General features: G+C 68.2%; 9 protein-coding genes and 1 pseudogene. 6 read left to right on the top strand and 4 right to left on the bottom strand.

Annotated elements, in window-relative coordinates; all coding sequences use genetic code 11:
* Nucleotides 1–236 precede the first annotated feature (236 nt).
* A pseudogene (locus tag VNE62_04360) lies at nt 237–596 on the top strand (DUF4383 domain-containing protein).
* Nucleotides 597–1,022: 426 nt separating this feature from the next.
* Here the strand turns inward: VNE62_04360 and VNE62_04355 are convergent.
* Together VNE62_04355 and VNE62_04350 are read right to left on the bottom strand one after the other, a co-directional pair.
* A complete protein-coding gene (locus VNE62_04355) occupies nt 1,023–2,048 on the bottom strand; it encodes a class I fructose-bisphosphate aldolase (GenBank protein ID HVE91524.1) in 1,026 nt (341 codons plus the stop codon).
* Between the two features lie 169 nt (nt 2,049–2,217).
* Nucleotides 2,218–4,209 (bottom strand): choice-of-anchor D domain-containing protein, encoded by a 1,992-nt coding sequence (locus VNE62_04350; protein HVE91523.1) that lies wholly within the window; start codon nt 4,207–4,209, stop codon nt 2,218–2,220.
* A 110-nt stretch (nt 4,210–4,319) separates the two neighbouring features.
* Here VNE62_04350 and VNE62_04345 point away from each other — a divergent pair, with 110 nt between their 5' ends.
* Genes VNE62_04345 through VNE62_04330 form a run of 4 tightly spaced genes read left to right on the top strand, consistent with a single transcriptional unit; the run spans nt 4,320 to nt 9,055 of the window.
* Complete coding sequence (locus VNE62_04345) at nt 4,320–5,213, top strand: alpha/beta hydrolase (GenBank protein ID HVE91522.1); 894 nt, start codon at nt 4,320–4,322, stop codon at nt 5,211–5,213.
* A 5-nt stretch (nt 5,214–5,218) separates the two neighbouring features.
* Nucleotides 5,219–5,836 (top strand): methylthioribulose 1-phosphate dehydratase, encoded by a 618-nt coding sequence (gene mtnB, locus VNE62_04340; protein ID HVE91521.1) that lies wholly within the window; start codon nt 5,219–5,221, stop codon nt 5,834–5,836.
* Nucleotides 5,837–5,874: 38 nt separating this feature from the next.
* Nucleotides 5,875–6,240: a cupin domain-containing protein gene (locus VNE62_04335; protein ID HVE91520.1), complete on the top strand. Its 366-nt coding sequence runs from the start codon at nt 5,875–5,877 to the stop codon at nt 6,238–6,240.
* A gap of 28 nt (nt 6,241–6,268) precedes the next feature.
* The gene (locus VNE62_04330; protein HVE91519.1) at nt 6,269–9,055 is read left to right on the top strand and encodes an adenylate/guanylate cyclase domain-containing protein; all 2,787 of its coding nucleotides are present in this window, start codon (nt 6,269–6,271) and stop codon (nt 9,053–9,055) included.
* A 14-nt stretch (nt 9,056–9,069) separates the two neighbouring features.
* Here VNE62_04330 and VNE62_04325 read toward each other — a convergent pair whose 3' ends face one another.
* Both VNE62_04325 and secA2 read right to left on the bottom strand, forming a co-directional pair.
* Nucleotides 9,070–9,441 carry a DUF1428 domain-containing protein gene (locus VNE62_04325; protein ID HVE91518.1) on the bottom strand — a complete coding sequence of 124 codons (372 nt, stop codon included), beginning with the start codon at nt 9,439–9,441 and terminating at the stop codon, nt 9,070–9,072.
* A gap of 25 nt (nt 9,442–9,466) precedes the next feature.
* Nucleotides 9,467–11,809, bottom strand: coding sequence for an accessory Sec system translocase SecA2 (secA2, locus tag VNE62_04320; protein ID HVE91517.1), 2,343 nt, complete (start codon nt 11,807–11,809; stop codon nt 9,467–9,469).
* A 90-nt stretch (nt 11,810–11,899) separates the two neighbouring features.
* Here secA2 and VNE62_04315 point away from each other — a divergent pair, with 90 nt between their 5' ends.
* Nucleotides 11,900–13,549, top strand: coding sequence for an isovaleryl-CoA dehydrogenase (locus VNE62_04315; GenBank protein ID HVE91516.1), 1,650 nt, complete (start codon nt 11,900–11,902; stop codon nt 13,547–13,549).
* The last annotated feature ends 69 nt before the right edge of the window (nt 13,550–13,618 follow it).

Below are 13,618 nucleotides of genomic sequence, written 5' to 3'. Positions count from 1 at the left end.
TCCTGCACGGTCGCCGGGCGGGCGACGCGGGCGACAGCGAGTCCGCCCCGCCGGAGGTCCCCGGAACGGGGACGTCGTCCTAAACCCGGCACCCTGACCTGGGCACCCGTCCGGACCGCCGGCCTGCCGCGAATACGCGGTGATAGTTCGACCAAGGAGGCACGGGAATGTCCATCAGATCAGGTCTGTCCGGTGCAATCGGCTCCGGAGCACGCCGGGCCGGTTCAGCCAACCAGATGTTCGGCTACGGGTTCGGAGCCGTTTACCTGCTCGTGGGGGCCGCAGGGTTCCTCGTGACCAGCGGGATCGGCTTCGCGGCAACGAAGGGCAACAACCTCATTTTCTTCGACGTGAACCCGCTGCACAACATCGTCCACCTCGCGGTTGGCGGGCTGTTTGTCGGCGGGGCGGTGGCGGGTGTCCGCTGGGCTCGCCGCGTCAACCTGCTCGTCGGCGCCGTGTACCTGCTCGTGGGCCTGGTCGGGCTGTTCCTGGTGGGCAGCGAGGCTAATCTGATCGCGCTCAACCACCCGGACAACGCCCTGCACCTGGGCAGTGCGCTCCTGGCGCTTCTGGTGGGCGTCTTTGCCGATCGGAACGCAGTCGTGGGGAACAACGCTCTGGAGGTCGCGACGGCGCGCCTGGCCGAGCGGTCCAGCACCAATGGTGTCGGTTCCGCCGCAGCGGTGGCAGCGTCCGACGAGGACCTGTTCGCCGCCGGCGATGTGGCTCCCCGAAAGGGACGCTACCGCTGCTCCTGCAACGACTTCGCCGTGATCGTCCGCGACGGGGGCCGTTTCCCGATCTGCCCGGTGGGCAAGGGACACCACTACCGCTACGTGCCGCCCAAGCGCTCCACTTCCACCACCACTCGTAAGGCGCGCTCGGCCTAACACCTCAAGCACCGGTTCCCATCGGAGGGCAGCGGACCCGCCCCGGTCCGCTGCCTCCGAAGGGGAACCATACGGAGAACAGCAGGAGCCAGACCCTCCAGGGTCGTGGCTCCTTGCGGGTGCCGGTCGTCAGCGGCCGGCTGCTGCCTGTTCGAGCTCCCGCGAGTAGCGGCCGTACCGCGCCTCGCTGTTGCACCGCGCGCGGTGCAGGAACGCTTGCTGGCCGGCAGAGACGTTCGAGGCGGCGCCCTGCCAGGCCTTGAGCGACGGGGACTGCAGTGCCCGTCCGTACGAGAAGCTCAGTTCCCACGGGTGGGGGCCGAGCCGGTTCATCGCGTCCAGATGCGCCGTCGCCTGCTCGTCGGACTGCCCGCCGGACAGGAACACAATCCCCGGAACGGCGGCCGGGACCGCCTCGCGCAGGCACGCAACCGTCGCGCGCGCGACGTCCTCGGCCCCCGCCCGGTCCGACGCCTCCGTGCCGGACAGCACCATGTTCGGCTTGAGCAGCATCCCCTCCAGCGAAACCCGCTGGATGAACAGCTGCTCGAAGACCTCGTTCAGGGCCTCGCGGGTCACTTCGTGACAGCGGTCGATGGAGTGCGGGCCGTCCATCAGGACCTCCGGCTCCACGATCGGAACGAGTCCCTGCTCCTGGGACAGGGCCGCGTAGCGAGCCAGGGCGTGCGCGTTGACGTGGTAGCAGTAGCGGCTGGGCAGGGTGTCGGTGATCGAGTAGGTAGCTCGCCACTTTGTGAACCGGGCGCCGAGGCCGTGGTACTCCTCCAGCCGCTTTCGCAGTCCGTCGAGTCCCTCCGTCATCTTCTCGCCCGCGGCGCCGGGCAGGTCGACGGTCCCCTTGTCCACCTTGATGCCGGGGACGATGTCCTGCGACTGCAGGACCTCCACGAGCCGGCGTCCGTCCGAGCCGCTCTGGCGCAGAGTCTCGTCGAACAGGATCACGCCGCTGATGAAGTCACCGGCGCCGGGGGTCGTGAATAGCATCTCGCGGTAGGCGCGGCGGTTGTCCTCGGAGGACTCCACGCCGATGCCCGTGAACCTCTTCTCTATGGTCCCAAAGCTCTCGTCGGCGGCCAGGATCCCCTTGCCCTCCGCTACGAGCGCCCGGGCGGTGTCGCGCAGTGTGCTGGTCATGTCCGCACCTTTCGTCCCAAGGCTTCGGCGGGGGTTGCCCTCCGCCCCCCCGAGCCTAACCCGCTGGTCCCGGGGGCCGGGGGCGCACCTGGGGGCCGAAGCCCCACAACCCGAAGGCCAGGCACAACCAGCCGGACCGGGACCTGCGCGGCCGGCTGACCGATACCCGTCAGACCACGATCAGGCTGACCTGGGCCCCCAGGCTTTCGCGGTTGGCGTTCAGGTCGGTACCCCGGGCCACCGCGGTGACCGGTCCGGGGAGCATGATCGGGACGGTGGCGGTCCAGTCGCACGTCCTACCGAGGCAGTCGAGGGTTGCGTCCACGGTCGTCTGGGAGCCGAGCACGTCGGTGAACGTCACCTTGACCGACGAGACCCCGACGTTGTCGGAGGTCGTTCCGGCTACCGACTGAAGCTGGCTGACCCTCACCGAGTTGGGAGCCGTGGTCCAAGCCGACGACGGAGGAAGCGTGTCGACGCCCCTGCCCGTCAGGGAGACCGTGGCCGAACCGCCGTCGCTTCCGATGGAAAGGGCTCCGGTCCTGGCCCCCAGCTCCGTGGGAACGAAATTCACGTCCACCGTGCAGGAGTCCCCCGGCGCGACGGAGGCACCGCAGTTGCTCTGCGAGGCGAAGTCGCCGGTCGCGGACACCGACGCAAGCGCGAGAGGCGCCGAGCCCGTGTTGCGGACGGTCGCGCCCATCGGTGCGGCCCCCACCCCCACGTTGCGGTCCCCGAAGGAAAGGACCGGAGGAGTCACCGAGATCACCGGGACGGTGCCGGTCCCGCTCAGGACGGCGTCAACCGATCCGCCTCCGAGGCCGAAGGACAGCACCGCGGACCGCGTCCCCGCCGCACCCGGCGTAAAGGACACCGCGACTGAGCAGCTCTGGCCCGGCGACAAAAAGGTACCCGAGCAACCATCGGTCCCCTTCCCGAAGTCGGCCGCGTTCGCACCGCCGCTCGTCACGTTGCCGAGGGTGAGGAAGTCCGAGCCGGTGTTGGTCGCCGAGACGAAGCTCACGGCGCTCGAGGTGCCCACCTTCTGGGAGCCGAACGAAAGAGACGACGGGCTCAGCTGCAGCCTCACCACGCCCGTACCCGAGATGCTGACGGTGCTGGGACTCGTCGGGGCGTTGGAGGGTATCGCGAGCGTGGCCGACTTGGCCCCCGGGGATGCAGGCGCAAACCCGACGTTCACGGAGCACCAGCCGTTCGGACCCAGGATCTGGTTGGAGCAACCGTCCGCCGCCAGCGAGAACTGCGCAGCGGCGGCCCCCGAAAGCGTCAGGGTCCCGAGCTCCAAGGGGCCCTGGCCCGTGCCGTTGTTCTGGATCATCAGGAACTGCTCGGGCGCGTTCGCGCCCACCTGGATGTTGCCGAAGCTGAGGCTGGTCGGGCTGACGAAGATCGAAGGGTTCACCCCTATGCCGGACAGGGAGATCGTGTTGGGACTCGTGGGCGCGTTGGACGGAATCGACAGACGCGCGGACTTCGAGCCTGTGGATGTAGGCGCAAAAGCCAAGTTCACCGAGCACCAGCCGTTAGGGGACAGGACCTGGTTGGAGCAGCCGTCCGCGGACAGGACGTACTGATCGGGTGAGGCCCCCTCGATCGTCAGGGAGCCCAGGTTCAGGGGTCCGTTGCCGGAGCCGCTGTTCTGGATCGACACGAAGTGATCGGGGGTCACCGTTCCCACCTGGGCGTTTCCGAAGCTCAGGCTGGTCGGGCTGACGAAGATCGAGGGGTTCACCCCTATCCCCGACAGCGAGATCGTGTTGGGGCTGGTCGGTGCGTTCGAAGGGATAGAGACCCTGGCCGACTTGGAGCCTGTAGAACTGGGGGCGAAGGACACGTTGACCGAGCACCAGCCGTTGGGTGTCAGCACCTGGCTGGAGCAGCCGTCAGCGGAAACCGAGAACTGGTCCGGCGTCGTTCCGGTGAGGCTGATGGAGCCGACGGCCAGGTTTGCGTCCCCGGTGTTTTGGATGGACACGAACTGGTCGGGCGAAGTCGTTTGGATCTGGACGTTGCCGAAGCTCATGCTCGTCGGGGACACGAACACCGACGGCCCGGCCGCGAGCGCAGGCGGCACCGTGCCGGCCACCAGCACGAACGCCGTGAAAGACGCCAGAAAGCAACGCAGCGGACGATTGATCATGGTTTCCCCCCAAGAGCCGACTGACAATTGGTTCGACGTTGGGCTGCGGTGTCCTGCCTGGTTCCGGGGAGGGCCCTGTGGTGGCCGACAGCGCAATAGGATCTGATTTCATGACCAAGCGACGCGTGGAGTTTCCCAGCGACGGAGTCCGGATCGTGGGGGACTTCCGGCTCCCGGACGGCGACGGCCCCCATCCGGCGCTTGTCTTCACCGGTCCCTTCACCGGCGTGAAGGAGCAGGTCGTCGGCAACTACGCGCAGCGCCTGACCCAAGCCGGTTTCGTCACCCTTGCCTTCGATCACCGTAACTTCGGCGAGAGCGAGGGCACCCCCCGCCAGCACGAAGACCCTCAGGGCAAGCTGAACGACCTGCGCGACGCGGTCAGCCACCTCGCGACCCTGCCCGAGGTGGACCCCGACCGCATCGGCGCTGTAGGCATCTGCCTGGGCGGCGGCTACGCGCTGAAGTTCGCAGCCTTCGATCCACGCGTGAAGGCGGTGGTCCTCGTCGCCGGGGGCTACAACGACCCCCGCCAGATGCGGCAGGGGATGGGGCCGGACGGATACAGACAGCAGCTCGCGAACTTCGCTCAGGTCGGACAGCGTCAGCACGCCACGGGGCAGGTCGAGTACATGGCGGCCGTGGCCCCCGAAGGCGAGCCGGCCGTTATGGGCGGACAGGAGCCTTACGACTACTACGGCACGGAGCGCAGCGCGAGCCCCCACTGGCAGAACCGGATCAGCACGCTGTCCATCCGCGAGCTCATCACCCTGGACACAGCCTCCGCGGCCGAGTTCATCTCGCCCACACCGATGCTGGTCGTCCACGGACGCACCGACGCCTACTGCTCGCCCGAGGGAGCCCAGAGCGTCTTCGACCGCGCCGGGGATCCGAAGGAGATCATGTGGCTGAACACCTCCAACCACATCGACCTGTACGACGTGGAGCAGTTCGTGGCCCCCGCCTCGGCCCGGGCGGCCGACTGGTTCCGGACGCACCTGTAGAAGCCGTGGCGACGTCCCAGCGCGACCTGATCTGCGAGATGCTGCGGTTGTTCTACGACAAGGACTGGGTGTCCGGGACCGGCGGTGGCATCTGCTCATTGGAGGCCCCGGATCGCCTGCTGCTCGCACCGTCCGGCGTGCACAAGGAGCGCGTCGCCCCCGAGGACCTGTTCGTCGTCGACCCTTCAACGGGACAAGTCATCGCGCCGCCATCCAATCCGGGCCTCCGGCCCTCGGAGTGCAACGGCGTGTTCTGCTCCATCATCCGGCTTCGCGGCGCGGGCGCCGTAGCCCACAGCCACGCGCTGTCGGCCGTCCTGGCGGCAGACCTTGCCGGGGACGCTCTCGAGATCAAGGGCCTGGAGATGCTCAAGGGGATCAGGGGACTGTCCAATGCCGACGTGCACCTGGTCCCGGTGGCCGGCAACACCCCGACCGAGCCCGAGTTGGTATCCCATGTCGAGCAGGTTCTGGCTGACGAGCGGTTCGCCTCGTCATTCGCCATCCTTGTCCGTGACCACGGCGCCTACATCTGGGGGCAGGACATCTGGGAGGCCAAGCGCCACTGCGAGGTCTACCACTTCCTGTTCGAGGCGGTCCGGGCGCGAGCGAAAGGAGACTGATCGTGTACATCTGTCCCTGCTGTCAGCAGAACGAGCCGATGACCAAGGTGGACGTCCTGACCGTCCGCGACCAGGTCGAGCAGGACAAGCTGACGGAGTCAGACGCCTTTAAGAGGACATACCTCGGCCACGGACGGTCGTCTTCGGTGTTCGTGTTCCAGGGACACAAGGGGCCATTCCGCAAGCACGTCCACGTGACCCACGACGAGATCGCCTACGTGCTCGCCGGGTCGGGCACCGTGACGATCGGCGACGAGACCCGGGAGGTGCGTCCGGGGGACGTGTGGATCATCCCGGCGAACACGCCCCACTCGGGGGACTTCGGCGACGAGCCGGTCGAGCTCCTGTTCGTCTCCTCGCCGATCGACGACCCGGACAACCCCGACCGCGTCTGGATCGACTGACTCAGCTCAGAGGCTCGTGTTGAGCCAGGTGGCGCTCACCTTTCTCCTTACGGACGTCGAGGGGTCGACTCGTCTTTGGGAAGAGTTCCCGGAGGCGACGGCCAAGGCGCTCGAGGAGCACGACCGCATCTGCGCGGAGATAGTGGCGCGGCACGGGGGTGAGGTGATCAAGCCTCGCGGCGAAGGGGACAGTATCTTCGCGGTCTTCAGCCAGAGCAGGCCTGCCTTGGCCGCGGCGGTGGACCTGCAGCTTGCCCTGCATTCCCACGACTGGCCCACCCCGAGGCCGATAAAGGTTCGGATCGGTGTTCACGCTGGGCTCGCCTCCCAGCGCCTAGCGGACTTCTACGGCCCAGTGGTCAACCGCGCCGCCCGCCTTCGCGCAGCGGCACACGGAGGGCAGGTCGTGGTGAGCGAGGAAGTCCATGCGGCCGTCGCTGGCGTTCCCCCGTCCGGGGCGGTGTTCACCGACCTCGGGGTGCACCGGCTCAAGGACTTGTCGCGCCCCGAACGGATCTGGCAACTCGGCAGCGAAAGGCTTCCGTCGAGCTTTCCGCGGCTGGCGACTCTCGACCCCCGCGGCCACAACCTTCCGATCCAGCTCACGAGCTTCATCGGGCGGAGCGCGGAACTCGCCGCGATCGTCGCGTCGCTGCGCGAGAACCGGCTCGTGACGCTCACGGGTCCGGGTGGCAGCGGTAAGACGAGGCTGTCGCTTCAGGCGGCGGCCGAGTTGTCGGGTGACTTCGCCGACGGCCTGTGGCTGATCGAGCTGTCGCCGGTGTCCGACCCGGAAGCGGTCGTGCAGCGGGTGGCGAGCGTGCTGAAGGTCCAGGAGGAGCCCGGCCGGCCGCTGCTGGAGACGCTGGCGGAAGCCATCCAGGACAAGAGGCTGCTGCTCGTCTTCGACAACTGCGAGCACGTGATAGGCGCGGCCGCGAAGGTTGCTGAGAGGCTGCTGATGTCGGTGGCGGACCTCAAGGTCCTCGCGACCAGCCGGGAGCCGCTGCGGATCTGGGGCGAGGCGACCATGCCGGTTCCCGCGATGGAAGTGGTGCAGCCCCCCAGCGAGGCCGAGGCCGCGGCTTCGGAAGCCGTCCAACTGTTCTCGGAACGAGCCGCCCTGGTGGATCCCTCCTGGACGCTCGCTTCCGGCAACGTGGCAACCATTGCCTCCATCTGTCGGACCCTGGACTGCCTGCCGCTCGCCATCGAGCTGGCGGCAGCCCGGACCAGGTCCCTGTCGCTACAGGAGATCGAGTCGAGGCTGTGCGACCGGTTCTCGCTGTTGTCGTCGGGCTCTCGCACCGCGGAGCCCAGACAAGCTTCGCTGGCGGGAGCGGTGCAGTGGTCTTACGAGCTTCTATCGGAGTTCGAGCAGGAAGTGTTCCGGAGGTTCGCCGTCTTTCCAGGCGGGGCGACACAGCAAGCACTGGAAGCTGTGTGTCTGCGGGAAGACACGGCCGACTTGGTTGCTTCCCTCGTTGACAAGTCGCTCGTGCGCGCACAGGAGCAGCCTGACGGACACACGCGCTACAGAATGCTCGACACGATCAGGGAGTTCGCGCAGGCGAGGCTGGGCGAATCGGGCTCATCGGCGGAGGCATGGGCAGCTCAAAGAAGCTGGCTCATGACTCTGGTCGATCCTCCCGAGGGCACTCCCTGCCCCACACGAGAAGCGAGGCTGGACGCCTTGGCGCCTGAAGTGGACAACCTGCGCGCCGCGCTCAATCGATCCGAAGGAGCGGACGCCGTCGTGCTCGCGGGGCGGACGAATTGGGTGTTCGATGCTTTCGGGACCTTCGCCGAGAGGTCGCGTCTTCTCGAGCGGGCGTTGAGCCAGTCCGTAGAACCCACTGTGGAGCGTGTGGACGTCCTGGTCCAAGCGAGTGGCGTCGCGCGCTTCCTCGGAGACATTCCTGCGGCGAGGCGATTCGCATCGGAGGCGGCGGAGCAGTCCACCCAGCTCGCCGACTGGGTGGGCCTCGTGTCGGCGTTGGACGAGGCGGGGTCGGTGGAGTTGTTCTCCGGCGACCGGCGGCGGGCAGTCGAGATCTTCGGGCAAGCACTGTCGCTGGCGGACGAACACGACGTCCCCACCGGGATGATCTTCTGCCACTTGGCCGAGGCACTCATGCTGCTGGGAAGGCTGGAGGAGGCAAGGGTCGCGCTGGACGACGCTGCGGCGAAGACTGATCGCGATTCGTGGGTCGGCGGCTACGTGCAGCAGATCCGGGCTGCCGTCGCGATCGCTGAGGGCGACTTCGACACGGCAAGCGGGTTGCTCCCCGCCTCCATTGAGATCGCTCGGGTGCAGCGATCACCGAGGTCGCTTGCGCTCGCCTTGGCAGATTTGGCGACGGCGGCGGGTGCATCGGGACGATTCGACGAGGCCGAGAAGGCAGCTGACGAAGCGGTGGGGATCTGCACCCGCATCAACGACGACTACTGGCGAGCGCGAGCGCTGACCGTGCGCGCGGCTCTGCGAGTCGCACAGTCCCGGCCTTCCGAAGCACGGGCCGAGTGGGGGTCCATCAAGGAGCTTCGAGGAGGCAGGGTGGAGATGCGAATCCGCCTCACTTACTGGTCAGGACTTTTCAAGCTCGCCGGGGGCGACGCCTCAACTGCGGCGCGCCTGGGCGGCGCCGCGGAGGCGTTGGTCGCCTCGACCGAGCTTCAAACGGACTGGCCTGGGGTGCTTTCGCGGATGCAGGCGCCCCTCCGCTCGGCTCTGCCGGGTGGGGAGGCCGAGCGACAGTGGGCGGAAGGGATGAAGGTTCCGCTCCAGGAGCTCCTCGGCTTCGACCCCGATTGAACCCGGCCTTTCGGTCAAACCTCCACGAACGTCTCGAAGCCCCCGTAGTACATCTTGGACATGTCCGCCACGGGATCCCCGTCCGGGTTCATGTCCTGCTTCATCTCTTCCATGCGGGGGTCGGCGAAGATCTTCTTCATGACCTCGTCGCGGTGGGCTCGCGACTCGTACTCCACGATCGCCGCGCTCAGTACCTCGCCGTCGCCGATCGGGGCGGCCTTCGTGAACGGCAGGACCCCTTCGGGGGACAGGTCTTCACCCAGGAACTCGCGGTAACCCAGCGCTCCGCACTCGCGCGCGATCCTGCCGAACTTGTTGGCGACGTCCTTGTACCGGTCGAGGTTCTTCTTCGGAAACGGCAGCAGATAAAGATCCACGTACCCCATCAGTCGCCCCCTTCAGTGTGGTCGGTCACTCCTTGCCCATGATCAGGTCGCGAGCCCCCCTGAAAAGGTTGTGCCACTGGGAGCCCCTGGCCCCCGCGGGGTCGTCGTTGATGACGTAGGTCCACGTCGAGGTCGGCGCGGCAATGCCCGCGGCCTCCAGGTTCACCCCGGCCCCGGTCACCTCGGCCTCCGCGAAGGTGGTCGCGACGCCTTCGTCGATGCGCTGCTTCAGCGTTCGGTAGCCCTCGTAGGACGCCCGGCGGAACTCCTCCAGGGGATCCTGGCGGCCGAGCGACACGTAGTGGATGCCCTCGCGCAGGCCGGCCATGTGGTCCAGGTGCTCCGCCCACGCCTTGTCGATGTGCGACAGCGTGATCTGCCGCTCGGCCAGGCGCAGGACGTCCTCGCCGAACCGCTCCCGGACGTCGGCCGCTTTGTCCGGCACGGCCCGGTCGAGCAGTCCGAACTCCTCGCCGTAGAGGACCCTGTCCCGGCGGGCGTGGACGGCTTTGCGCTGCTGCTCCAGGATCGACCCGTACTCCCACAGCGTCCGGCGAATCTCGAAGTTCTGCGCCTCGATCATCCGTTGGGCGCGCTCGATCTCCTCGTTCACGCCAGGGTCTTCCAGCGGCTCGTCCTGGCGGGCGTCTGCGTCGATGCCCGGGCCGTGCATGCCGTACAGCTGGACGAGCTCGTCTTCGAGGCTGACGAAGAACCTGGACTCCCCGGGGTCGCCCTGGCGTCCCGCGCGGCCCCGCAGCTGATAGTCGATGCGGACGCTTTCATGCCGGTTGGTCCCCAGGACGTACAGCCCCCCGAGGGCGGCCACGTGGGCCTCGGCCTTCGGTTCGCCGCCTCCCAGGCGGATGTCGGTCCCGCGTCCGGCCATGTTGGTGGAGATCGTCACGGCTCCGGACATCCCCGCCCGCGCGATCACCCCCGCCTCGAGCTCCTCGTTCTTGGCGTTCAGGACATGGCAGTCCACGCCCTTGAGGCGCAGCCGTGCGGCGATGCGCTCGGACTCGCGGACGCTGGTCGTTCCCACCAGGATCGGACGTCCCGTCGCGTGAACCCGCAGGATCTCGCGCAGCAGGCCGCGTTCCTTGGCGTCCTTGTGCGTGTAGGTGTGGTCGGGGTGGTCGGTCCGCACGCTGGGGCGGTTGGTGGGGATCACCGCCACCGACAGGCCGTAGAACTCCTTGAACTCGTCGGCCCCCGAGGCGGCCGTCCCGGTCATGCCGGTGAGCCTCGGGTACAGCCCGGCGAAGGCCTGCAGCGTGATCGACGACAGGATCATGCCTTCGTGGGTTGGCTCGACTCCCTCCTTGGCCTCGATGGCGGCGTGCAGCCCCTCGGGCCACCGGCGGTTCTCGGCAATGCGCCCCTTGAACTCGTCCACCAGCTCCACCGCGCCGTTGCGCACGACGTAGTCGACGTCGCGGTTCACAAGCGCCTGGGCGTGCAGCGCCTGGTTGACGGCGACCAGCAGCGCCACGTTGCGGGAGCCGTACAGGTTGCCGCAGTCCAGCAGGTCCTCGACCTTCTCGACCCCCTGCTCGGTGAGGTGGACGTTGCGCCTCTCAGCGTCGGTCGTGAAGTCCACACCCGGACGCAGGTGCCGGACGACGTCTGCCGCCCTCTGTGTCAGCGACCCCGGAACGGCCTCACCGCCGGCAACCACCAGCGGGATCCGCGCCTCGTCGATGAGGTTGGAGTCGATCTCGTCCACGATCGCCATGTGGAACGGCCGGTGGACCACGTCCTCCGGAGTCATCGCCAGGTGGTCGCGCAGGTAGTCGAAGCCCGCCTCGTTGGCCGTCGCGTAGGTGATGTCGCAGGCATAGGCCTGGCGGCGCGACGCCGGAGTCATCCCCTGCTGGACGCAACCCACACTGGCTCCGAGAAGCGAGTACGCCGGGCCCATCCAAGACGCGTCGCGCCTCGCGAGGTAGTCGTTGACCGTCAGGACGTGGACTCCCCGCCCGCTAAGGGAGTTCAGAAAGGCGGGGAACACGGCGGCCAGCGTCTTGCCCTCGCCGGTCTGCATCTCGGCGATGCGGCCTCGGTGCATAGCGACGGCGGCCAGCACCTGGACGTCGAAGGCGCGCAGTCCGATCGTGCGCCGCGCCGCCTCACGCACCAGGGCGTATGCGTCCACCAGGAGGTCGTCGAGGTCCTCTTCTGCCTGCGCCCGCTCCCGCAACCCGTCGGCGGTGGCCCGCAGCGCCGCGTCATCCATCGCCGTCATCTCCGGCTCCCGCGCCACGACCTGGGGAACCAGGGTCTCGTACGGGCGAAGGTCCAGCTCGACGGTGCGGCCGATCAGGCGGTTGAACTTGTCCCGCAGCTTGCGCCGCTTGGTCTCCATCGCCCAAAACCCTAGAGCATCGGCGTGGGCGATGATGATGGCCTGCCCGGGGTGCAGGCCCACGGGCGCCGGCCGGACAGGAGGCAGTCGATGGTCCTCAGGGATGGGACTCACGCCACTCACCAGGTCCTGAACCAGCCGCCTCCCCTGGGCGGACACGACCTGTTCGCCACGGACGCCGCGCTGGCGGAGGCGGTCCGGCGCGAGGGGGCCGATTGGGCGGTGGGGGAGCTGTCGGCCCTCGGCCGCCTCTGCGGTTCAGAGGAGGTCCGGGAGTGGGGCAGGCAGGCCAACGACAACCCGCCCGTCCTTCACACCCACGACCGTTACGGCAACCGTATCGACCGGGTGGACTTCCACCCCGCCTGGCACCGGCTGATGGAGATGTCGGTGTCCGAGGGGGTGCATTGCTCCCCCTGGGCCGACCCTCGTCCGGGGGCGCACGTCGCCCGCGGGGCCAAGATGATGCTCGTCTCACAGGCCGACGGCGGCCACGGATGTCCTATCTCTATGACGTACTCCGCCGTCCCGGCCCTGGCCGCCGCTCCGGACCTGGCCGCCGAATGGGGGCCGAGGTTCATGTCGCGCCACTACGACCCGGCGTTCGCCCCGGCCCCCGGAAAAGCAGGGGCCCTGTGCGGCATGGCCATGACCGAAAAGCAGGGCGGTTCCGACGTCCGGACCAACACCACCACCGCCACGCCCATCGGCGGCGACGAGTACGAGATCACCGGTCACAAGTGGTTCTGCTCGGCCCCCATGTGCGACGCGTTCCTGGTCCTGGCGCAGGCTCCGGCGGGACTGTCGTGCTACCTGCTGCCGCGGTGGCGTCCGGACGGCACGCTAAACGCCATGCACCTCCAGCGCCTGAAGGACAAGCTCGGCAATCACTCCAACGCCTCCAGCGAAGTGGAGTTTTACGGCGCGTGGGCGCGGCTGGTCGGCGAGGAGGGACGGGGGGTCCGGACAATCATCGAGATGGTCAACCACACGCGCCTGGACTGCGTCCTGGGCTCCGCGGCCGGAATGCGCACCGGGGTGGCGGAGGCGATCCACCACACATCGCACAGGTCGGCCTTCGGCAAGCTTCTGGCCGGCCAGCCGCTCATGCGCAACGTGCTGGCCGACCTCGCCCTCGAGTCCGAGGCGGCCACGGTTACGGCCATGCGGCTGGCCCGTGCCTACGACCGCGGTGACGATCCGGCCGAGGGCGCGTTCCGTAGGCTCGCGACTGCGGTCAGCAAGTACTGGGTGTGCAAGAGGGGGCCGGTGCACGCGGCGGAGGCGCTGGAGTGCCTCGGCGGCAACGGCTTCGTGGAGGAGTCCGGCATGCCCCGGCTGTTTCGCGACAGCCCGCTGAATTCGATCTGGGAGGGCTCCGGCAACGTGATCTGTCTCGACGTCCTACGGGCGCTCGTCAAGGCCCCCCACACCCTGGACGCCTTTCTGGATGAGGTGCGCCTGGCCTCGGGAGCCGACGCCCGGCTGGACCGGTTCACCCGGTCCGTGACCGACGAGCTGGCGCAACCCGACGGACTGGAGGCCCGGGCCCGGCGTGTGGTGGAGCGGATGGCGCTGGCCCTTCAGGCGTCGCTTGTCGTGCGGCACTCGCCGCCGGCCGTCTCCGACGCCTTCTGTGCCTCGCGCCTGGACGGCGACTGGGGCCGGGCCTTCGGCACTCTTCCGGCGGACACGGACGTCGAATCGATAGTGGACCGAGCCCGCCCGGCCGCCGGCTGAAGCGCCGGGACTACGAGGTGACGGTGATCTTCCCCTTCATCTCATCGAAGTGCACGCCGCAGAAGTAGG

The sequence above is a fragment of the Actinomycetota bacterium genome, from assembly GCA_035536535.1.
Classification (GTDB): Bacteria; Actinomycetota; JAICYB01; order JAICYB01; family JAICYB01; genus DATLNZ01.
This window is presented reverse-complemented; position numbering and strand designations above follow the sequence as displayed.

Excerpts from the sequence above, each read along its gene's own strand:
- VNE62_04345 (HVE91522.1), top strand. The coding sequence starts at position 4,320 with ATGACCAAGCGACGCGTGGAGTTTCCCAGCGACGGAGTCCGGATCGTG.
- VNE62_04315 (HVE91516.1), top strand. The coding sequence starts at position 11,900 with ATGGTCCTCAGGGATGGGACTCACGCCACTCACCAGGTCCTGAACCAG.
- VNE62_04355 (HVE91524.1), bottom strand. The coding sequence starts at position 2,048 with ATGACCAGCACACTGCGCGACACCGCCCGGGCGCTCGTAGCGGAGGGC.
- VNE62_04325 (HVE91518.1), bottom strand. The coding sequence starts at position 9,441 with ATGGGGTACGTGGATCTTTATCTGCTGCCGTTTCCGAAGAAGAACCTC.
- secA2 (HVE91517.1), bottom strand. The coding sequence starts at position 11,809 with ATGGAGACCAAGCGGCGCAAGCTGCGGGACAAGTTCAACCGCCTGATC.
- VNE62_04350 (HVE91523.1), bottom strand. The coding sequence starts at position 4,209 with ATGATCAATCGTCCGCTGCGTTGCTTTCTGGCGTCTTTCACGGCGTTC.
- VNE62_04335 (HVE91520.1), top strand. The coding sequence starts at position 5,875 with ATGACCAAGGTGGACGTCCTGACCGTCCGCGACCAGGTCGAGCAGGAC.